The 21229-nt window shown below is 44.5% G+C and carries 19 protein-coding genes; 9 read left to right on the forward strand and 10 right to left on the reverse strand.

Annotated features, from left to right (window positions below; all coding sequences use genetic code 11):
• Positions 1-9: 9 nt before the first annotated feature.
• Positions 10-936: an ADP-ribosylglycohydrolase family protein gene (locus tag MHI48_RS22225; RefSeq protein WP_076318818.1), complete on the reverse strand. Its 927-nt coding sequence runs from the start codon at positions 934-936 to the stop codon at positions 10-12.
• A gap of 505 nt (positions 937-1441) precedes the next feature.
• Here MHI48_RS22225 and MHI48_RS22230 point away from each other — a divergent pair.
• A complete protein-coding gene (locus tag MHI48_RS22230) occupies positions 1442-2110 on the forward strand; it encodes an HAD family phosphatase (protein WP_036615249.1) in 669 nt (222 codons plus the stop codon).
• Positions 2111-2157: 47 nt separating this feature from the next.
• Entirely contained in the window at positions 2158-3330 is a 1173-nt protein-coding gene (locus MHI48_RS22235) for a mannitol-1-phosphate 5-dehydrogenase (protein WP_076318817.1), read from the forward strand.
• 221 nt (positions 3331-3551) lie between these two features.
• Here MHI48_RS22235 and MHI48_RS22240 read toward each other — a convergent pair whose 3' ends face one another.
• The 3 genes from MHI48_RS22240 to MHI48_RS22250 all read right to left on the reverse strand — a co-directional run bounded on the left by MHI48_RS22240 (position 3552) and on the right by MHI48_RS22250 (position 6178).
• Positions 3552-4442: a hypothetical protein gene (locus tag MHI48_RS22240; protein WP_076318816.1), complete on the reverse strand. Its 891-nt coding sequence runs from the start codon at positions 4440-4442 to the stop codon at positions 3552-3554.
• 142 nt (positions 4443-4584) lie between these two features.
• Entirely contained in the window at positions 4585-5238 is a 654-nt protein-coding gene (locus tag MHI48_RS22245) for a YkyA family protein (RefSeq protein ID WP_405141771.1), read from the reverse strand.
• Positions 5239-5275: 37 nt separating this feature from the next.
• Positions 5276-6178 carry a polysaccharide deacetylase family protein gene (locus MHI48_RS22250; protein ID WP_256721299.1) on the reverse strand — a complete coding sequence of 301 codons (903 nt, stop codon included), beginning with the start codon at positions 6176-6178 and terminating at the stop codon, positions 5276-5278.
• A 228-nt stretch (positions 6179-6406) separates the two neighbouring features.
• Between MHI48_RS22250 and MHI48_RS22255 the strand changes: the two genes are divergently transcribed.
• Together MHI48_RS22255 and MHI48_RS22260 are read left to right on the forward strand one after the other, a co-directional pair.
• Entirely contained in the window at positions 6407-7351 is a 945-nt protein-coding gene (locus MHI48_RS22255) for a DMT family transporter (protein WP_076318813.1), read from the forward strand.
• Positions 7352-7414: 63 nt separating this feature from the next.
• Positions 7415-8269 (forward strand): sulfurtransferase, encoded by an 855-nt coding sequence (locus MHI48_RS22260; protein WP_076318812.1) that lies wholly within the window; start codon positions 7415-7417, stop codon positions 8267-8269.
• Positions 8270-8481: 212 nt separating this feature from the next.
• On the opposite strand, the gene MHI48_RS22265 is transcribed toward MHI48_RS22260, so the two are convergent.
• Positions 8482-10041, reverse strand: coding sequence for an acetamidase/formamidase family protein (locus MHI48_RS22265; protein ID WP_083669808.1), 1560 nt, complete (start codon positions 10039-10041; stop codon positions 8482-8484).
• Positions 10042-10634: 593 nt separating this feature from the next.
• Positions 10635-11537 carry a CPBP family intramembrane glutamic endopeptidase gene (locus tag MHI48_RS22270; protein WP_076318811.1) on the reverse strand — a complete coding sequence of 301 codons (903 nt, stop codon included), beginning with the start codon at positions 11535-11537 and terminating at the stop codon, positions 10635-10637.
• Between the two features lie 167 nt (positions 11538-11704).
• Between MHI48_RS22270 and MHI48_RS22275 the strand changes: the two genes are divergently transcribed.
• Complete coding sequence (locus MHI48_RS22275; RefSeq protein WP_305955673.1) at positions 11705-12256, forward strand: TetR/AcrR family transcriptional regulator; 552 nt, start codon at positions 11705-11707, stop codon at positions 12254-12256.
• Positions 12257-12412: 156 nt separating this feature from the next.
• Here MHI48_RS22275 and MHI48_RS22280 read toward each other — a convergent pair whose 3' ends face one another.
• Together MHI48_RS22280 and MHI48_RS22285 are read right to left on the reverse strand one after the other, a co-directional pair.
• A complete protein-coding gene (locus MHI48_RS22280; RefSeq protein ID WP_076318810.1) occupies positions 12413-13000 on the reverse strand; it encodes an imm11 family protein in 588 nt (195 codons plus the stop codon).
• Positions 13001-13068: 68 nt separating this feature from the next.
• Positions 13069-14955, reverse strand: a complete 1887-nt coding sequence (locus MHI48_RS22285; protein WP_256721298.1) for an AraC family transcriptional regulator — start codon at positions 14953-14955, stop codon at positions 13069-13071.
• 300 nt (positions 14956-15255) lie between these two features.
• Here MHI48_RS22285 and MHI48_RS22290 point away from each other — a divergent pair, with 300 nt between their 5' ends.
• Together MHI48_RS22290 and MHI48_RS22295 are read left to right on the forward strand one after the other, a co-directional pair.
• A complete protein-coding gene (locus MHI48_RS22290; RefSeq protein WP_081746042.1) occupies positions 15256-16227 on the forward strand; it encodes a phosphotransferase in 972 nt (323 codons plus the stop codon).
• A gap of 65 nt (positions 16228-16292) precedes the next feature.
• Positions 16293-17060, forward strand: coding sequence for an ankyrin repeat domain-containing protein (locus MHI48_RS22295; protein WP_235200830.1), 768 nt, complete (start codon positions 16293-16295; stop codon positions 17058-17060).
• Between the two features lie 154 nt (positions 17061-17214).
• Here the strand turns inward: MHI48_RS22295 and MHI48_RS22300 are convergent, their stop codons facing one another.
• Together MHI48_RS22300 and MHI48_RS22305 are read right to left on the reverse strand one after the other, a co-directional pair.
• Positions 17215-18252, reverse strand: coding sequence for an FAD-binding oxidoreductase (locus MHI48_RS22300; RefSeq protein WP_036615277.1), 1038 nt, complete (start codon positions 18250-18252; stop codon positions 17215-17217).
• A gap of 21 nt (positions 18253-18273) precedes the next feature.
• Complete coding sequence (locus MHI48_RS22305) at positions 18274-18660, reverse strand: helix-turn-helix domain-containing protein (RefSeq protein ID WP_036615280.1); 387 nt, start codon at positions 18658-18660, stop codon at positions 18274-18276.
• Between the two features lie 140 nt (positions 18661-18800).
• Here MHI48_RS22305 and MHI48_RS22310 point away from each other — a divergent pair, with 140 nt between their 5' ends.
• Positions 18801-19154, forward strand: coding sequence for a DoxX family protein (locus MHI48_RS22310; RefSeq protein ID WP_036615282.1), 354 nt, complete (start codon positions 18801-18803; stop codon positions 19152-19154).
• Between the two features lie 176 nt (positions 19155-19330).
• Complete coding sequence (locus MHI48_RS22315) at positions 19331-21229, forward strand: AraC family transcriptional regulator (RefSeq protein ID WP_405141777.1); 1899 nt, start codon at positions 19331-19333, stop codon at positions 21227-21229.

Below are 21229 nucleotides of genomic sequence, written 5' to 3' on the forward strand. Positions count from 1 at the left end.
ATCTCTTAATCAACGATTTTCTGTCGCCTTCAACCACAAGGCATCTGTTAGTTGTTCGAACGTTCCACGCATGGCCAGCTTGTCCCGCCAGTGTGCCGGAATACCACTCAGTCCATAATAAGCACCTGCGATTTGTCCGTACACCGCACCCGTGGTATCCGCATCATCACCCAGATTAACAGCTAACAACGCGCCTTCCTCAAAACTTGAGGACTTATAGAACGCCCATAGTGCTGCCTCAAGTGAACGAACCACATAACCACTACCCTTAATTTCCGGCGGTTCTTTGCTCTGATAGGAACCCATAACAACCTCTTCAATAGCGGGCGAAAAAGTAGGTTCTTCCCTCCACTGTCTGCATGTCTCCGGCATCAACATGACGCTCTTGTTCGCTCCTCGCAGACCGGCAACAATTATGGCGGCCAGCACTTCACATGCTTCCACACTTTCCGTTGCAGCATGTGTTGTCCGGGAGCTCAGCCCGGCATAGTGGACCGCCTCGTTTGGTTGATTAGCGTAAGCCATCACGACAGGTGCAAGCCTCATGATAGAGCCATTGCCCGCCGTCATCGGGTCAGTTGATCCGCTGTAGGCTTCTCCAGTTATCTCAAACCTCTCCAAGGCACTTCGTGTGGCCCCGCCGATATCGAAGCAATCGCCTGTGCTGCTCATATACCCGACCTTGTACCAATTGGTGTATCTGCGCATCTGATCCGCAGGATCAAAGTCTGCTTTACGTACCAAACTTTCTGCCAGACACAGAGCCATGGATGTATCATCTGTCCACTGCCCTGCCTCCAGCCCAAATACACCTCCACCCACGATATCCGTTACGGGTTCAAATGTGCCCGGGCTGCTGAATTCCACGGTAGTTCCCAACGCATCACCCGCTGCAAGCCCGATGAAGCAGCCATTGAAACGGTCCTTTTGCAACATGCTTGTCTTCCTCCCTTACTCCATATACTTTCAGAATCTTTCTTCCATTCTCCCACAGGGCCTGATCTGGCGTAAAGCTAATAAAATCCAATAAATTCAGCTCCATTTCTTCTATTATAAAAGTGTCGAAAGCTGTTGAACGGCCAGACTATCCAATTTTCATAAAAAAATTTTTATTTTTTTGAACTGTAAAAACAGTTTATTCAGTACACCGCTTACATGCAAAAGGGTTAACGGTTTGCAACGTTCATCATTTTCTGAAAACAAATCATACACGTGAAAATTTTCAATGTAAACAATCATGACGCGCTTGACCCTTCGGTTTGTCCTATGTTACGGTTTTATTAGCTTCAAACGCATATTTTTTCCCAAATTAATATTCATTTTCGGTTTATTGCGTCAACTAATATCCCGCAGGTTAATGAATACAGGGAATGAATTTGCAGAAAATTTTCATTTTTTTATTTTATCCCCAAACTAATTCTGAAACAGGAGGAACAAATTTATGATTAAGGCACTGGTGTTTGATTTCGACGGAACGATTATTGATACAGAGACAGCATGGTATATTGCTTTTCGTGATGCTTACAAGGAACACGGCGTAGATTTAACCCTGGAGATGTATTCACAATGCATCGGTACCAGTCTGAAAACATTTAATCCATATGAGTACCTCATCACAGATTTGAATCTTCCGATCGATCGGGAAGAGTTCAGGGAATCCGTTCAGTTGCAGCACGCTGCATTGATGAACAAAGAAAAGGTGCGTCCTGGTATTCAGGAATATCTTGAACAAGCACGTGAAGCCGGACTGAAACTCGCTGTAGCATCCAGCTCCAAACGGGAGTGGGTTGAACAACATCTGGAACAACTGAAACTGAAAGATTATTTTGAAGTCATTCGTACGGCAGATGATGTTGCAAATGTGAAGCCTGACCCGGAACTCTATACTCAAGCACTTGAAGCCCTTGGAGTAACTGCAGACGAAGCCGTAGCGATTGAGGATTCACCTAACGGCGCGCGTGCAGCTGCTGCGGCTGGTATGCACTGCGTAGTCATATCGAATACCATCACAGGAACACTGGAATTCGATATGCCTCACCAACGGCTGTCTTGCTTGACTGACCTTACATTTAACGATTTGATTTCGAAGCCACTCGTCACTACCGTCTAAGGTCTGCACGAATTTCGCGATTTAATCCTTAAAGGGGGAGTTCACACATGAAAGCTGTACATTTTGGTGCGGGCAATATAGGCCGCGGTTTTATCGGTCATATGTTGTCCGCTTCCGACTACGAAGTCTGCTTTGTCGCACGTAACCCGAAGAAAATCTCCATGCTTCAAGAGAGACAGGAATATCCGATTACACTTGCCAATAGAGATCAGGACACTACGATTGTCAACAACGTGACGGCTATTAATGTGAATGAGCAGAATCTGGTTGCTGAAGAGATCGCTTCAGCCGATGTGATCACAACCGCGGTGGGTGTATCTGCACTCGGAGATATCGCCGAACCGATCGCCAAAGGCATTCAACTTCGCATGAAAAACAATAATCAGGCTCCACTGCATATTATCGCTTGCGAAAATGCCATCGGTGGTAGCACCAGGTTGAAGAAACGCATCTATCCGTTTCTGGATGAACAAACTCGCAAAAAAGCCGAACGTTATGTTTCTTTCCCCAATGCAGCTGTGGACCGGATTGTTCCGGCTCAAAACCACAAAGACCCGCTGCAGGTCACTGTTGAACCTTTTTACGAATGGGTCGTTCATCGTCCAGCACTTCTGGATGGATTTAAGAAAATAGATGGCGTCCACTATGTGGATTCGCTTGAACCTTATATCGAGCGTAAAATGTTTACGGTCAATACAGGCCATTGTGCCGCCGCATACTTCGGCTATCTCGAAGGATTCAAGACGATCCGCCAGGTGATGAGTAATTCCACCCTTCGGGCCAAAGTCCGCCATGTTATGGAAGAGACCGGTCAGATGCTTATCCAGAAGCACGGATTCAACGCTCAGAAGCATAACAAATATATCGACACCATACTGGAACGCTTCGCCAATCCCAACCTGACGGATCAGGTCACCCGGGTCGGACGTTCCCCCCTTCGCAAGCTTTCGCCTCATGATCGGCTTGTTCGCCCAGCGATGCAGGCCAGTGAATTCGGAATTGAAATTCCTCATTTAACTTCTGCTATGGCGGCCGCAATGCTGTTCAATGACAAGCGCGACGAGGAAGCCATGAAGCTACAAAACATGATTCGCGAAGATGGCGTCTCCGCCTTCATCCGTGAACGCATGGGAATTCCCGACGAACATCCCGTTCATCAGAATGTAATCGCCCGTTATCAGGAACTCAGAGGGCGCAAGGAATCGACCATACTAACCTGAGTAACGGATCAGGGCATGGGTTCGATCCTGCAAACTGAATAGAAGCACGGCCAAGAAGCCGGGAGGAACCTATGCAGCAGCATCGCTCCTTCCGGCTATTGGTCTATGCACGGCGTGGCACGGCACGGTACATCTATCTGTATTGTAGTAACGTTAATAAAACAGCGCATCTCCTCTCTCAAGGAAACACGCTGTTTAGGGAATCTTTTTAATTTAATTTTCTACTCATTCATAATGGAATTGAGGGATGCATATGCCATGGGCAGGAAACCTTCCGAAGGTTCACCAATAGGTGCTTGGATGTGGAAAATGAAACCATTGCCGTCCAGTTCTTTGACAATAAAGTACTCTGTTTTCTTATCATTCTGGGACATCATGTATAATCTTGCATCCTTCATCGGGCCGTTGCTGAGTTGTTCAGCTGTTAACTGCTTCACTTCTCCGGTCTCGGACAACTCTTCCTTGGCATCCATCTTCAGTGCATCCAGATTGTAATTCGCCGGCAGCTTCTCAATCTCTACCTCATAATCCGGATCAATCTTCATTGTTAATTCATGGTCTTCAGCGTCAAAAGCCATCGGTTCAAAGACATAAAGTGAATAACCTTTCGCTTGGGCCAATTTCACTGGACGTTTCTCGGTTATTCCTTCTACCGTCACTTCCAGCTCCGATGTCTTCGGACGATCGGACGTTACTGTACCGCCTGCATTGGAACCGTTATTGTCATCACTCGATTCAATCTTTGCAATCTCTGTAAGTACCAACTGTTTCGTTGTTGCATCAATCGTTTTCTCTACATATTTGAAACGAACGGAATCTTCGTCATCGATATCATCCAGAGACTTCTGCAGATCTTCGCTCACCTGGAATGACATCGGCTTCTCATTCACTCGAATCTCAACGGTATGCGGATCAGCCCATCCAGTCAGAATACCTTCTGCTTCTATTGCAGCACTTTCATTTGGTTGTTGCTCCGGTGCTGGTGACTGTTCTTCCGTATTATTCACTGTTGGCTGTGCAGCAGGATTACTGTTCCCACATGCCACAAGCGAGAATCCCATAAGTAAAACCAGGAGTGATGCACTGACTTTCATTGTATTTCCTTTTCGCATATGAACACCTCCGTTAGCTTATACGCAATGATGCTTGTCCATGTTGCTTCTCATCCATTGGCTTGGCTGTATACTAGTACTTACACGGGAGACAGGCAGCTCAATCATGCAAAATATCTGAATCGTTGCTCAGATCCTCTGCTCAGCTGGCCTGATCCATCTGTACCAGTTTGGCATTGGCTCCGTTAAACGCTTTGGTCTGGAGGTTAAATTGCTTTCGGAATTCAGCAAGCTTCGCATATTCGCTATTCCGTACCCGAATGGCTCGCTTAATCTTAACCAGATTAGGTTCTGCACTTTCTCTCATCAGATCATACAACTGTTCATCAGCACTCAGACTCATCTGATACGAGGCAACAAAATTTTCCAATGCACGTGCTCTTGCTCCATATTGATTCAGCACCTTTTCTGCCTGTGCCAACGTTTCTTCTTTTTCAAATGATAGCTCCTTAAGGGAACTGCGCAAGGCCACCGTCTTCTCGTTGGTCTGTTCCATGGCCTCTTCCGCCTGTTTCAACAACGTTCTTCGTTCATGGATATGATCTGCTGCCTGATCCAGCAGTGCTTCGAGATCACTGTTTTTGTTCTTGCCTTTGTCTAAAATAGACTTGTATAACTTCATATCTTCCTGCTCATGACTGGTCAGCGTCTTCAAACTCTGATCGATCTCCTGACCGCTGAGCACCAATTGGTTTATCTGATTTGCCGCAGGCTCCTGCGGATCTCCACAACCACTCACCAGCAGAATTAGCAATACACTAACTGCCGCAAGCGCCACTTTTTTACTCGTTAGCACCAAAGTCCTTCCTCTCTTGCATCATCTTGTTGTTATATTACAAGCGGGTATCTCCGCTAAAATTGGCTACCCAGTGTGCATCCGGATCGTATACTTCGAACTCGTAACCCCGATCTTCGAGTAACTTCAGAATGCGTGGTAAAGCCTGAACCGTCTGCTCCCGCTCATGCATCAGAATCACTTCCTTATCCCGATGTACACTTTTGCTCACCCGGGCCACAATCTTGTCCGGCTGACCGGGAAGATTCCAATCGAGTGAATCTGTCGTCCAGTCCCACAGTTTGAACCCGGCCGCAGCAATGTCCCCTCTGAACTTTTCACCGATCTGTGGACTGCTGCCATAAGGTGCACGAATCAGATGAGGCGTAAAACCAATCAGGTCCTGCACCATCTTCTGCTCCTTCTTGAATTCTTTCACAAAATTTGCAGAACTGCCGCTCTTATACAGCTTTTTATAGTTATGCGTCATGCTGTGGAGTCCAGGATAACTGCCTTCTTTCAACAGCCGTTTCACTGCTTCTGGATGCTGATTCAACTGACGTCCGATCATAAAAAAGGTAGCCTTCGCCTCATGCTGCTTCAATATATCCAGCAGTTGTTCTGTATATTCAGTTGGCCCATCATCAAACGTTATGTATGCCAATTTGCGAACCTGGCCCTGGAACCGTGCCGGCTCCTCCTTCGCATCCGGAGTAACTTGTATCATGCCGAGCTTGGCCGGCTGTTCGATTACAGTAATCGGAGGCGGCGCCACAACGCTTTTGATCCAATGCGTCATGCCAAAGAATACATATGTAATACCGGTAACGAACAGTACCAAGAGCATTAGAGCTATGATTACCCTTCCATACCGGATTTTTCTTCGTTTATGTGTTTTCGTGCGACTTGTGCTAGGCGGAATACTGCCACGCTCTCCCGCTCTCTCTTGTTGAACTCTCACTGTCATGCCACTTCCTTACTTTCATTTTTTCCCGATTATTGGTATATTATCTCGTTTCATGTCTCTATATAGAAGATTAATAGAAAAATGGATCGGGAGAATGACAGAATAGTTACAAGCCCGGTTACAATCTACTTATCTCTTCGTTCTCTTTATCTTTCCTGCGGTTGTCTTCTCCTGTATAATGAAGTGATTTACGCTATCAGACTTCAAGAAGGAGCTACACCCATGACAAGCTTGAACCGTGCCGGCAGATCCATCTATCTGTTATTCTTTGTCGGCATTATCGCCATTTCTTTCTCTTCGATCTTTGTACGCTGGTCTACCGCAGATGTTGCGGTCATTGCCATGTACCGTCTATTTCTGACCAATCTGCTAATGCTGCCTTTTGTCTGGAAATACAGACATGAGATGATGCGTCTGAGCTTACGGCAGTGGGGCTTGCTGCTTGCATCCGGTGTGATGCTGGCCCTTCATTTTCTGCTCTGGATGGGTTCGCTGCGGCTCACCAGTGTTGCCAGTTCCACAGTTATTCTCGCGCTGGAGCCAATACTGATTCTTGCCGGTTCGGTATGGCTGTTCAAAGCCAAAATTAACCGCATGATGATCATCGGCATGGGCATCGCCCTGCTTGGATCAATCGTCATTGGCGCAGGAGATTTCCAGTTGGCAGGTACTGCCCTGCAAGGTGATGTCCTGTCTTTACTTGGCACAATCGCAGTCGCCGTTCATATGCTGCTGGGTCAATTTTTGCGAGCGGGACTTAGTGCATTTTCGTATAACTTCTGGGTGTTCTTCGTAGCTGCTTGCACGCTGGCGGTATATAATCTGATCATGGGCCATCCGTTCGGAGGTTACGCTGCGTCAGAGTGGGGAATCTTCCTGCTGCTCGCCATTGTGCCAACGATCTTTGGACATTATCTCTTCAACTGGCTGCTTCAATATATGAATGCCACGACGGTATCCATGGGCGTACTTGGGGAACCCGTATTCTCTTCATTACTGGCCTGGATGCTGCTCGGCGAATCCCTCAGTGCATTACAGATGTCTGCCGGGGTCGTCATTATATTCGGGGTATGGATCTTCATTCGATATGGCAAAACCAAACCTCAACCCATTCCTGCTGATGCTCCTATCGCTGGCAAAGGGCCTGTTGAACCTACTACGGTATAACGTATTCATACGTAATGCATAGTTATAAACGACTCTACCACTCTCATAAGGCGGTGTATTTTGATGAAAAATATTGTATCCATGCGCTGGCTGCTCGCCAGAATGTATGAACCGGATGTAGTTATTGCAGATTGCAGATTCTTGCTCGGTCAGCCGGAGGCTGGAAGACAAGCCTATGAAGCTGGACATATTCCAGGAGCTGTCTATCTCGATTTGGAAAAAGATCTGTCTTCTCCTGTGTCTGCGCACGGAGGACGTCACCCGCTTCCTGATCCGGCTGTGCTCGCAAGTCGTCTGTCCAAAGCTGGCATCGGCTCCAATAGTCGTATTGTTGCTTATGACGATCAAGGCGGGATGAATGCATCTCGGCTATGGTGGCTGCTTCGCTATATCGGTCATGAACAAGTGTATATCATGGACGAAGGTTTCTCCGCTTGGAAAAACGCCAAATTTCCGGTGACTACGGATGTGCCGGTTCAGATCCCGTCTTCCTTTGATGTGAACGTACAGCCAGCTATGCTGGCAAGTGTTGAGGATGTTCAGCAGGCTTCGACAAGTGGCAGCTCCGTGTTAATCGACTCCCGTGATGCTCGCCGTTATGCGGGTCTGGAGGAACCGATTGATGCCAAGGCTGGGCATATTCCGGGTGCGGTGAATTATTTTTGGAAAGATGTGTTGGATTGGGATGGACGTTGGACAGATACTGGGGTGTTAGAAGAGCGTTTCAGTAAGCTGGACAAGGATGGTGCGATTATCGTGTATTGCGGCTCCGGCGTATCAGCTTGCCCAAACGTGATTGCACTGGAAGAAGCGGGATTCTCGAATGTGAAATTGTATTCCGGAAGCTGGAGCGACTGGATTAGTTATGAAGAAAATCCGGTGGCTATAGGCGATGCGGAATCGCACAAAGACGTATAACAGTGTATCGATGTTGAATACATCGCTAGGTGGCTTATCTGCCCCGGCGATGTATTTTTCTATGTTCGGAGTCAACATCGATTCAACAACACAACCCAGTAAGTATTTACAAGCACACAGAAGTAGACCTCAAGTGGCATCTTTTTTTGATTCATGATAATGGAAAAAACCGCGATGGACATCTGTCCACCACGGTTGAATAATGAAATCTATTATTGCTTTTTACTCAACGATACATTAGCTGTTAACGTCTTGTCGATCGTCGTCCAGTTGACATAAGCACCTAGTATTTCATTAATAACAGAAACCGGAACTACGGTTTCGCCATTTAAAAGCTTTGGTACGTTACTATTGAACACTAGTTTATCGTTAATTGAATACACATCTGAACCAATTTGAGCACTTATATTTTTCGTGCCTAATTTGATTTGCGTTGTACGCGTCTTATTATCCCACACTACTGTACCACCCAATAGCTCGGAAATGGTTCGAATCGGTACGTAGAACTCATTGTTATGAACAACCGGTTTGATTGTCGTCCCCCCTACATTCATTGCAACGTCAACATATTCGAGGAAATCGGTCTTTCGAATGAGTCCATGAACCCCTTTCGTTCGGTCTACCACCTGAGATACTTCATAATCCGTTGCCGCCGATAGGTAAGCATAAGCTACACCTCTATCCATATCAAGCTTATCGGATAAGAATTGAATCGATTCACGTACGGATTCTTTCATGGCTTCATCCAAATCAGGGTCCAGTCCAATTGGAATCCAATAATCCTCGGTTTCAGCAAAGGGTTGCGTGAATTCTCCGCTGTGTGGTAGTGATGGATCACCTTTCTTTAACACCGTTAACCGAACTGTCCCCCTTAAGGAAGCTTCCAATGCAGTTAACGCTACTTCTCCATCTCCTTGAGCAAAGTGTGGATCTCCAGTATAGAATAGCCCACCTTTAACTTGAATCGGATAATAAATAGTTGCACCAACACCCAACTCATTAATATCCATATTGCCTCCTGTTTCAATAGGTGGGATAGAACTCACAACTTCACTGGTATTTGGTGCAACCCCCATAACACCTAGAAACGGGTTAATTGGGAAACGTACATTTTTGCCAGCTTTTGTTGGTAATACTCCATACCAATTGCCGTTGATTTCTTCAATAGGCGTAAATATAGATACATTATTATATAATTCTGGTTTTGTTGCGCTAGCTCCCTCTTGTGGGCCTGTATTTTCTGGAAATTCGTTAGGAAGGGCACCTTTACCATGGCGGTTAGAAATGACACCATATGGAACTCGAGTTTGCAACGAAAGGACTTCTACTTTAAGAACATCTCCCGGCTCCGCTCCCTCAACCGCTACTGGCCCAGTGATAATATGAGGTCCGTCTTTTACATAATCATGCTTAATCTCAGAAGCCGCAATCACCTTCGCATCATCCAACACTCCATCGGGGGATATCCCGAATTTGCCGAAGTACTCCACTGGATTTCTCCCTTGATCCTCTATCAGTCCCTCATGCGATACTGTATCAAATGTTACAGCACTTCCTGATGGTACAGTAAGAATCGGAGAGCTGTCTCGATTAGGCAGTGATCCCCAGCGAATGTTCTCAATCGCAGACGTTACATAATAATTACCTTCTACCTTATCAAGGGTTGTTGGTTGCAGTGGCATACTAAAACCCACTGAAGGTAGAGCAAATGTAAACATACTTATAATCCCTACTGAAACTCCAAATTTCCTAATCGTTCGGTTAATAAACATTATGCTCCCCCTCTATACTATGTAATATTTTCTAACACAAATAAACACTAACATATAAATACATTTACAACAATATTTTTTTGTTAACAAACATAACATCATAGGGCTAAATATCAAGAATGAACTTATAAACAGAAAAAACGTGTCAATATACTTATCATATGAAAGACATGTAAAACTAAAATACTTCTAGTAACTTGAGGATTCTCCTTCAGAGATTTGAACAAACGAAATTAAGTTACAGGAAAACTATGTATGTCTTTGATGTTTATGAAGGGCTACAGGAATACTACTACACTCCGGTTCAGGCTTAATACCTGTCTGCACGTGATTGCACTGGAAAAAGCGGGATGCTCAAACGTGAAGTTGTATTCCAGAAGCTGTATTGACTGTTAGTTATGAGGAAAATCCGGTGGCTATCGGGGAAGAGTAGGTACGGATCACAAGTCTGCAGGATCTCAAAAACAAATACACCGCCATGCAGGCTGATGCCTGGGGCGGTGTATTTTCTAGTGCCTGAGCGTCACTCGGGAATATGGGAGAGATAGAGGCATGTTTCATGGGAAGACTCATCCAACCAAATCCTTTCTCGCTCAATGAAACAGGATCTGCAAAAGAAAATGAGGAGAAGCATTCATGAGTCCATGTATCAAGATAATCACCCATATTTTACGATAGCGGGCCCATAAATAACCAAGAAACAGACCTGTAACCCCATGATTTGCAATTACTGTTGCCACATCAATATCCCAATGACCATTTCCTTGAATGGCAACATGCCAAATGGACCATAGTATTGAAACTAGTAGTATGGCGGGCCATCTTCCAAGCAACGCCTCCAATCGGGTTTGTAGCCATACCCGATAAAAAACTTCCTCCAATACGCTATTGATCATAAAACCAATCAACACCAAGAGTAGTAATTCTGTCATATCGGTTGCTACGATTGCTCCTTCTGGTTGTGCAATTGGGGAATAAAACTTTAGATAACCCCAGACCACAATAACGATCAGTGGTGCAATGACGTGTCCGCGAGAGCGAGGCTTTGCCGATATAATGTCTTGTTGCCCGGCAGTCATTTTGCGATAAATCAGCAATAAAATCAACGGGATGAACAATAATGTCGTTAACTTGAACGCCAAATAATATAGCTGGAAATGTAATCCTTGCTGGTCTATCGTTATCAGAGAAACCGTAAATAAAACGCCTGACAGCAATAATACAATCGATTGAACGACCAAGTGCTGTTTCTCCATTTGTTGGAAAATTGAGGAATCATGACTTTGATAAGGAATCATATCGATTAGAAAAATACCAAGGAATGCCGGTAACATACTATGCCATATTGGAATCACTTCCTCATGATCAGCCGTGTACCTTATATTCAAATTTCCGGTCCACACTAACCACAATACAGCAGCAAATATAATGATCATACATAATAAGCCGATTGCCTTTCCCCATGCTGGAAGCATTACTTTGAATTGCTGATTCATTCCAATTGCACTCCTTTGAGTGGCATGTTGCGTTTGCCCCATTCTTTTTTTAATTCAGTTGAGTTAAATAAATTCTAGCACATCCCTTCTTCATCGTCTATTTATTTCAGTTGAGTTAAATAATATGATATTCTGTGTGTATGCCAAAAATCGTGGACCATGAGAAGATGAAGAATATTATCGCTGAAGCTACTTGGAAAATCATTAGTGAGAAAGGCATTCATCATGCAACGTCAAGAACGATTGCGAAGGAGGCCGGATTATCACAAGGCGCTTTAAGACATTACTTTTCAAAACAAGAGAGTCTATTAGCGTTTGCAATTGAGTTAGTTAAGGAAAAGGTACTTACTCGAATAAAAAATCTGAATGCAAGAGAACTGGCGCCTCAAGAAAGAATTGTTGAATACTTGCTCGAACTAGTCCCGACGGATGAACAAACATTATTGGAAATGGAGGTTTGGTTTGCATTTGTAAGCTATGGAAAAACGCAAAAAGGGTTCGACGCCAATTATGAGGACCTGCAAAACGCAATCAAGAACTGCATCATGTACTTGAAAAATGAAGGTCTTCTGCGTACAACCGATGAAGAGAAGGAACAAGAAAAACTGTATGCCTTTATGAATGGGATGGCTCTCAATTTGTATCTAGAGCCGGATAAGATAAATAGAACACGAAGCAAAGAAATGATACAAGACTATATCAATTGGATTATACGTTAAAGGAAAACTTGATGCATAGATCAGGGAGCTAAGCCAGCTGACCCGCGCCTAGCAAAATACACAAGAAAGTCCGGTGGCTACCGGGGAAAAATAAAGACTAAAGAGCCCACGTTTTGCGTGGGCTTCTTTGTGCTTCCATTATATCCATGTAGCATTTTAGATGCTTACATTTCCGACCTCTGTAACGTTCAGATTCAGCCTATGTTTTCGGCATACTTCGTAAAAATCTTTTGAAACAATGGGTTTGAAGATATTTATATAATCCAGCATAAAAAATTCATGCTCGCCAATTCGCTCTTCATGAAGGCAGATTTGAGATACAACTTTGACGATCTTACGTGGAGGTTGTTGTACAGATGCAGCAATGACCGCTTTGCGCCCATATTCCGAACATTCATAATCAAAAATATCCAAACGATCAAGCTGATGTGCAGTCCAATAGGTTTTTTCAACCGCACGACCATCGTGGTAACAGACCGTTGTCGGAATAAACTGTGTGTTTGTTTTCGTTTCCTCCAACAGCGTTTTAAAACGATCTGATACGTGTCTCGTTCCTGTGATCGTCTCAAAATAATCTACGTTCAGGTTACGCACCGTAGGCACTAACTCAACCTCTGCCGTTGTCCCCTCAGGCAACGGATTCTCTATCGCCAAATAATTCATATCTAATTGGGGAGTGAAAGTTGTTCCGCCACTAATAAACCCTCTACGTGGATATTGAGATTCCAGAAAATAATAGTTCAAAAGAATGATGTCTCCTTTCCAAATAAAGTGCCTTTCAATCAATTATACAGGTTAAGCGGCCCCTCCAATTACTCCGCGGTTTTAAGCAAGTTATCCACAATAAAATCAAGCTGTTTGTCTAACGAATAAATATCATTGTAGAAAAATAAACCAAAGCTCATATCAATCAGACGTCCTTCTTTGACTGCGGCGATGTTATTCCAAATTGAATTGTCTGACAGATCAACCATTCCTTCAAAGGAAGAACGGAATATATAATCACCCACGTATTCAGGTAATACTTCATAAGAAACATCCTTGCTTGTCGCATCGTTTCTTGCGTTTTCAATTTCACGTTGCAAGACTTCAGGTGCTTTCATCCCTAAATATTGATAAATAATCTGCGACCCCCGGCCATAACCCAAGCCTGTCATTACAGCCATGGAACCTTTGTTACTTTCCATAATTGTGACGGTTTTATCCAAAATACCTGCTTGCTCAAGTTTTTCCTTGCTTTGCTCAACCTTTTTATGAAGGTTATCTAACATCTCCTGAGCTTGTCCCTCTTTACCCAGAATTTCTCCAAGCAAATTCATACGTTCTTCTACTGGCAGGTCATAAGGAATATATACTGTAGGGGCAATTATTTTAAGTCCTTCATATATTTCTTCATTGGTAACAATAATGAGATCGGGATTAAGCGCAGTTACTGCTTCCGCGTCCGGATTAAATGCTCCTAATGAGGTGGCACCTTCCAGTTCACTCGCAAAAGCCGCTCCTTCTTCTACAGAAGAGATCCCCACAGGATTTACGCCTAAAGCAAGCAAATCACCCATTAAATACAGGACAACTACTCGTTGTGGATTAACCGGTACTTCAATATCCCCTTTTAAGGTGGTTACGGTCTTCATTTGAGATTGTGTATCTGTATGGTTAGCGTTGTTGGCCGATACCTGATTCGTTGGCTTCTGAGAACCTTCATTGGCTGCAGGACTTCCTGCCCCACCAGTTGAACAAGCACTAAGCAATAGGCTTAAACAAAGTAATAATGTGATAGCCAAGGGTGTCTTTCTACTTCTGTACATCAATAATTCCTCCTCAAATATATGCTGATTATGATAATCATTATCAATATATAAGGAAGTTAGATCCTGTACAATGCCTAATCGTGCCACAGTCGATGGTACATTAGGACTTTCATGCTGCTTACGATAACGAATAGGTGCAATCCCCATATATTTTTTAAATATTTTAGCAAGATAATAACCATACGGATAACCAACAGCCTTGGCAATTTCCTGTAAAGTAGCATCTGTAGCAAGCAGCAGTTCCTTCGCTTTGTTCATCCGGATTTGAATGACAAAATCAATCGGACTATAACCAGTCTGGCTTTTGAATAGCCTTGATAAATGACGTGGACTGCTGTCCATAAGCTCTGCTAACAAGTCCATTGTAATGGGTTCAGCATAGTGTTCCTGCATATAATATTTCATTTGGGCAACCAGGTCTGGCTTTATTGTTGGCACGCGCCCATTGTGGATCTGCCATAACAACTCGTATACAAATTGATAAAATAATGACTTTACATGGAACTGTTCCAGTGCCTCTTGCTCTTCCCAAGCTGTCATCATGTATTGTACTTTGCTTAACAAGGAAACAGGCTGATCAGGTGCAAAGCCGTATTGAAGCTTGAAGGGATTACGGTGCTCCATCAAAGCCAAAATATCCTGACGCTCAGGTAGCGGAATGATGGCTTTGTAATAAATCATATAATATTCAAGGAACTCTTCAACAGGCAAAATGTTCAGGCAACAGCCCTTCCCACCATGCAAAACATGGAATCGTGAGACCTGATGATCTTTTCCATCCAACTGCATAACAGCATTGCCACGCACAGTGTATAAGAAACAGCTCGCAGGGAATCGATAGGAGTGAAGTCCCTCCTTCATTTGCATAGTTATATGGCGAATATCCATTATTTTAATAGATGCCTTGTTCCATAATAAAAGATGTTCATTGAAATGTAAGATGGCTTTCCAGCTCCTTAAAATCATTGGTCATATATTAGTCAATAGAGAGTCAACTTGCATGCAAAATAGGGGCCGGATCACCCACTAACGTGAGTACCCGACCCCTTTCTTTAATATACATATGAATATACAGACCTTAATCAACACTTTAACAGATCAAAAAGAAACAGTCTATATTTTCGGGAAAATATTCTATATATTTAGGTTGCTGGCCGGCAAAATACAGTTGAAACGGAGCTTAAGTCGATGATGTCCAACAACCATCTTACTCGTGAAGAATTACAGGATTATGTGCAACATGTATTTGGTGCCAGTTACCTCATAACGCAGAGCGCAAGAATACATGGAGGCGCACAAAAAGTCATTTACAAAATTGACTGCACGAATGGTTTCACTTGTATGCTGTACGTTTGGGATATTTCCAGCAACTATTTTCAGGAAGAGATCTTGAATGAACCCACTTTCCACAGTTCCTATGGCAGCGAACTTTTCTCTTTGAATACTCGCTTTCTCGCTCAACATGGAATTCGAACACCAATCTTGTATGATCTAAATAACGATAGAGACCGGCACTCTTATGATTTTGCTCTTGTTGAGTATGTGGATGGACAGAAAGCCGAAGCGTATTTCCAGCATAAAAATCACAAAGATCGGGATGAGTTGTTTCAACGGATCAGGGATATGTTGTCTAATATGCATGGAATCCAAAGAAACGTTTATGGAAACGCCAACGATAACAGCAAAAAGGCTGGGCCTTGCTACCAAGTTCAGCGGTTAGATGCCGAAACAGCCTTATCTTATGCATCCAAACACATGACAGATATAAGGAAAAATGACGAAAGGTTGCTTGAGAAACTTTACGAATTGGAAGCAGCAATTCAACCTAGAGATCTCTATAGTTTCATTCATGGAGAGTTAGGTCCGGATCATATATGGATAGATCATGCTATGCAACCATGCCTTATTGATATTGAGGGTGCAGGATTCTTCGATCTCGAACATGAGCATAGCTTTCTGGAGTTTCGATTTGGAGACTTCTATCATTACTTAAAAAATAACGATCTCGACCCGGAGCGGATGACATTTTATCGATTTTGCCATCACTTGTCCTTGATATCAGGAGGACTGAAACTGCTTCACAGACAATTCCCCGATCAGCAATTCGCTAGGGGGCTTGCAGAGTATCATGCCAGATGTGCAGTTCAAATGCTTTCATGAATATGGATATAAGCCTGGAAGGAGATTGGCGCATGGAATTTATTTACGAAGATGAAAAACTTGCAGTGAGCGTTATTCAAGCCATTCACACTGGAAATATTCCAACGTTAGAGCAACTGCTGGCAGAGAATCCGGGATTGGCAAAGATAAGAATATTGGAAAGAAAGCCTGAAGACGTAGATTCAGATTCTAGTATCTCTCGAACGCTGCTGCACGTGGTGACGGATTGGCCGGGGCACTTCCCTAATGGAGCGGATACCGTGCGAGTGTTGACCAAGTTCGGTGCGGAAGTGAATGCTCCCTTTGTCGGTCCAAACATCGAGACACCTTTGCATTGGGCTGCAAGCTCCAATGATGTACAAGTGCTCGATGCCCTTCTTGATGCTGGAGCAGACATTGAAGCGCCTGGCGCGGTGATCGCCGGTGGCACGCCGCTGGATGATGCTATTGCTTTTGCACAATGGGATACAGCACGGCGATTGGTTGAGCGCGGCGCGATCTTTGCCCTTTGGCATGCGGCCGCCCTTGGAGATATTCACGCCATACAAGAACATTTTAAAGGAGCCCAACTCCCGGAACGTTATCCTTGGGGAACAAGCACCTCCCCTTCTCCTCCCGATGCAGTAACCGTTGCCTTCTGGTGTGCTTGCCATGGAGGTCAAAGAGAAACAGCCGAATACCTGCTTGACCACGGCGCCGAACTGAACTGGATAGCCAGCTGGGATGGAATGACTCCACTGGATACAGCAAAACGTAATTTTTCATCCGAACTGATCCCGTGGCTTGAAAGTCAAGGTGCCAAATCCGCTAGCGAGATTCACACAGGTAGATGAATAACTAGCATGCAATTGCCAATCGCCAGCGGCTGCGAATACAGTTATGAGGAGAATCCGGTGGCCACTGGGGAAGTATAGAAGACTCCAACAAATATCCACAACGAAAAGGACATCGCCACTTGAGCGATGTACTTTTCGTTGTGTAGTGATCCTAAAACCGGGAGAGGCGACAAGGGTCTAATTCATTTCTTGATTTGCCATCGATAATTTCACTTGCAGCCAGATTCGCAATCAGCGGCGCCAGCGTAATTGCAGAATGCATTACCGTCAGATAAAGTCCATTCATGTGATCATGGAAGCCCACAATCGGATAACCGTCTTCAGGCATGGGTCTCCATCCAACCTTTATGCTTTCCAGTTCCAGTTGTTTTCCGTGCTTGAGACTGCGACGCAATGTGTCGTATGCTCGCTTACCGACCGCCTGTGGTCCGTTTTCCTCCGACTCGTCGATATAATCTTCCGCAGCCAGCAGCGTATAATCTGTCAGTTGACGCGCTTCAAATTGCGCATTGGAGATTAATGTGTGTATCCGTTTATTAGCAGTTTTCATCCGAATCAGAATTGAAGGTGACGAAGTTACCGGCACGTGACAACCTAACGGGTTACAAAGTTCGGGTGTACCTGTTCCTGCGGCCAATACCACAACATCCGACTCCACAAAACCCTTGGACGTATGAACACCAACCAGACGGGAACCCTCTTGCTTCAGCTGTGTAACGTTGGTGTCGAACTGAATCTTTGCTCCGTACTCTTGCGCTTTGCTCAACAACAGCTCCGTTACCGCTATAGGGTCCACCGCACCTTCTTCGCTGACAAACATGGCTTCATCCGGATATTCCTTCAGATTGGGCTCCAATGCCTCAAGCTGCTCCCGGTTTAATTTTTGAAAGTGTTGCTCCCTTAGAGGCGGAGTGTCCCAAGTTAGCGCGCCATGCCAATGAATTTTCAGTTCGGACAACTCTTGCTGAAGTGTGTGATACTCTTCCACAGCTGCATCGTACAAATGCCAGTATTCAGGAGCCACTCTATGCGTCGTATGTATCCAGGCAAATGATTTTTCCGTGACTTCACGCGCCGCGGCTGAGTGGCGTTCAATAACAGTTACATCTTGATTTCGTTTGGCTAGATGATAGGCCATACACGCCCCAACAATCCCTGCACCAATGATCACAATTTTTTGTTTATTCAAAACTAACTCTCCCTTGTCACCCTATCCCCCCAAGGAATCGATTCTCCGTGGTTCGGATTGGTGTGCTCCTTTTTCGTCTTCTTCGCTGTACAGCTTCTCCATATGCTGCATATGGCCGGCTCCCCAGTCGCTCATTGTCTGGAGCACAGGTTTCATGAGCTGTCCGTACTCCGTAATCGAGTATTCGACCTTAGGCGGAATTTGGGCATATACTTCGCGATGCACAATATCGTGATACTCCAGTTCTTTTAACTGCTGGGTCAGCATTTTTTTTGAAATATCTGGAATGGCTTTTTGTAATTCGCTGAACCGCATTGTACCGTTGCTCAGCAGTCGTAGAAGAATCAAAGATTTCCATTTACCCGTAAGGATATCCAAGGCCGTTCCGAATTTACAATATACCGTCATTCTTATTCCTCACTTTCTGACCATACCCGGGTATACTTTTGGTTACCTGGTTAGGTTTAAGTGCCTACTTCCAGATTGGGCCTTCTCACTTTAGTATAGAGGCAGATATTTAAATCGAGCAAGTGAGGGGATAAGAAAAGATGAATGTAACGTTATGGATCGTACAACTTATATTGGCGCTAGGTTTCGTATATTCAGGATGGATGAAAACCATTCGTATCGAGTCGTCAAAAAAGACCTGGGCCTGGGTCAATGATGTGCCAAAAAGTCTAGTTATTTTGATCGGTATCGCGGAGCTACTCGGAGCGCTGGGCCTTGTTTTGCCTTGGGCGCTGAACATCACTCCGGTGCTTACGCCGATCGCCGCAATCGCTTTGGCTGTTGTTACACTGCTTGGAATGCTGTTTCATATTCGGCGTAAAGAGTACCGGGAGCTCGGCGTAAATATCTTTTTTATAGTTCTTGCGTTGATCGTAGCCTTTGGAAGACTGTAAAGGAAACGGGGAACGTTTTGGAAAGTGACAAAAAGCCACTAATATTATTATATAATAACCTCACCACATAAAAGGCTGGCTTCAACAGCTCATGGAAGGAAGACAACTCTCTATTGAAAGCAACCTTGAATGTACAAGAACACATACTCATCTGGAATTGTGCATCGCTCAAAATCATGGATGTACGACATATTGTCATACAAGCCGAAGAGTGCGTACGTCCTTACCTGTTCCCTGCCAGCGCCTTTCTGTACGTAACGAATGGCAATGCAACCGTGATCTTAGACGGAAATGAGCATGCTACCAAACCATTTTATATGCTTCATGGGGGCAAAAACACCCGTCTGGACATCATCCCAACGGACGAATCCTTTCATTATTACCTAATTTTCTACAAAGCCTCCTTACCGCTATCTGGCAAGCAGCATACACTTCAACAACCGGATCAACCATTGCCATTCCACCTCCAGTACGGTTTTATTCCATATCATCCTGCCATCCTCTACGAAATCACTGAGCGAATGCTGGGCGAGTGGAATAAACCGGGACGCTTGGAGCGACTCTATACCAAAACACTATTCTATCAATTTGTATATGAATTGCTCAGACAAATGGATCAACAGCAGGTAAGCATTGTTAGGCCTAACCTTGCTTCTCAGCTTATACGCTATATGCAGGAGCACTACGCCAAGCCGCTGACGCGGGAAACCCTCGCTCATACATTCCATTACAGCGTCCCTTATCTGTCCAAGTACTTCCGACGTGAAACTGGCGCAAGTCTAATCGATTACTTAATCGGTATTAGGATGAACAAAGCAGTAACGCTGTTGCAAAAGACCGAGTTATCTCTGCAAGAAGTCGCTGCAAGCGTCGGATATGCTGATGTATCCTATTTTATAAGAATGTTCAAAAAACATACGGGAGTCACACCAAAGCAATTCAAGGATAAGTCCGGACAAGTGACAAAAGGTTCTTATCGTCCTATCCTTAGGCTTCGATCATCCATTGCTCCGCGTAAACTCCGTCGTTATATTGATATCAGAGATGATAATCATTATCAACATAGCGAAAAAGGAGATTTACGGATGTATAGAAGCAAACTACCTGTAGGAATTACCCTACTGTTGTGCCTAACTCTATTGGTTAGCGCATGTTCCAGGCCAGCAAACACGAATGGAAGCACTGGCAGTACGCAAAGTCCAACTGTAGGTGCAGAGAGTAATATCAGTAACACCACAAACGGAAGCTCGGAGATGGTAACCTATTCTGCGGTTAACGGTGAAGTACAAATCCCCAAAAAACCTCAAAGGGTAGTAATGGTTGCAGGAGCCTTTACCGGTCATTTGCTAGCTCTTGGCCTTAAGCCTGTTGGAACTGGTGATGAGTCCTTTAACAGTTATACAGAAGGAAAGCTCGATGACGTTGTCAACATCGGTAACGATGTACCCTACGAGAAAATCATGGAGTTGCAACCGGATTTAATTGTCGTTTGGAATGACCCTGAAACGATCGAAGAGCTGTCCAAAATTGCGCCGACCGTCGCTGTTGAATATGGAATACCTCTACGGGAGCAATTGATGGATTTTGGCAAGATGACTGGTAGAGAAGAGCAAGCGAAGGCCTGGATCGCAGAGTGGGATGCTAAGATCGCTGAATATAAACCACTCGTGGAGCAAGCGGTAGGTGATCGCACGGTTTCGATTTTTGATACGGGAAGTGCCAAAGAATTTTATGCCTACGGGAGCTTTGGTAGAGGTGGAGATATTATTTATGGAAAGTTTGGCCTGAAGGCACCGCCGATCATTCAGAAGGAAGCCATCGATAGCGGCAAAGGTTGGGCCAAGTTATCACTTGAATTGTTACCACAATATGCAGGAGATTATATCTTTGTAAGTGGATGGACAGGTGATGAGAGTGGAGATTCCGTTTTTGAAGGTCCTATCTGGGATAACCTCCCTGCTGTCCAGAATAATCACGTTTATCGCGAGGAAAGCCGTGGCTTCGTGTTTAGTGACCCAATTTCGTTGGAAGCCCAACTTAAATTTGTCGTAGACAGCCTAACCAAAACAGAGTGA

The organism is Paenibacillus sp. FSL H7-0942, from assembly GCF_045040715.1.
Lineage (GTDB): Bacteria > Bacillota > Bacilli > Paenibacillales > Paenibacillaceae > Paenibacillus > Paenibacillus amylolyticus.

Bases quoted from the DNA above. Each gene is read 5' to 3' on its own strand.
- MHI48_RS22275 (WP_305955673.1), top strand. From the start codon at position 11,705: ATGAAGAATATTATCGCTGAAGCTACTTGGAAAATCATTAGTGAGAAA.
- MHI48_RS22255 (WP_076318813.1), top strand. From the start codon at position 6,407: ATGACAAGCTTGAACCGTGCCGGCAGATCCATCTATCTGTTATTCTTT.
- MHI48_RS22265 (WP_083669808.1), bottom strand. From the start codon at position 10,041: ATGTTTATTAACCGAACGATTAGGAAATTTGGAGTTTCAGTAGGGATT.
- MHI48_RS22270 (WP_076318811.1), bottom strand. From the start codon at position 11,537: ATGAATCAGCAATTCAAAGTAATGCTTCCAGCATGGGGAAAGGCAATC.
- MHI48_RS22315 (WP_405141777.1), top strand. From the start codon at position 19,331: ATGGATGTACGACATATTGTCATACAAGCCGAAGAGTGCGTACGTCCT.
- MHI48_RS22225 (WP_076318818.1), bottom strand. From the start codon at position 936: ATGTTGCAAAAGGACCGTTTCAATGGCTGCTTCATCGGGCTTGCAGCG.
- MHI48_RS22240 (WP_076318816.1), bottom strand. From the start codon at position 4,442: ATGCGAAAAGGAAATACAATGAAAGTCAGTGCATCACTCCTGGTTTTA.
- MHI48_RS22305 (WP_036615280.1), bottom strand. From the start codon at position 18,660: ATGACGGTATATTGTAAATTCGGAACGGCCTTGGATATCCTTACGGGT.
- MHI48_RS22285 (WP_256721298.1), bottom strand. From the start codon at position 14,955: ATGGATATTCGCCATATAACTATGCAAATGAAGGAGGGACTTCACTCC.
- MHI48_RS22310 (WP_036615282.1), top strand. From the start codon at position 18,801: ATGAATGTAACGTTATGGATCGTACAACTTATATTGGCGCTAGGTTTC.
- MHI48_RS22290 (WP_081746042.1), top strand. From the start codon at position 15,256: ATGATGTCCAACAACCATCTTACTCGTGAAGAATTACAGGATTATGTG.
- MHI48_RS22230 (WP_036615249.1), top strand. From the start codon at position 1,442: ATGATTAAGGCACTGGTGTTTGATTTCGACGGAACGATTATTGATACA.
- MHI48_RS22235 (WP_076318817.1), top strand. From the start codon at position 2,158: ATGAAAGCTGTACATTTTGGTGCGGGCAATATAGGCCGCGGTTTTATC.
- MHI48_RS22260 (WP_076318812.1), top strand. From the start codon at position 7,415: ATGAAAAATATTGTATCCATGCGCTGGCTGCTCGCCAGAATGTATGAA.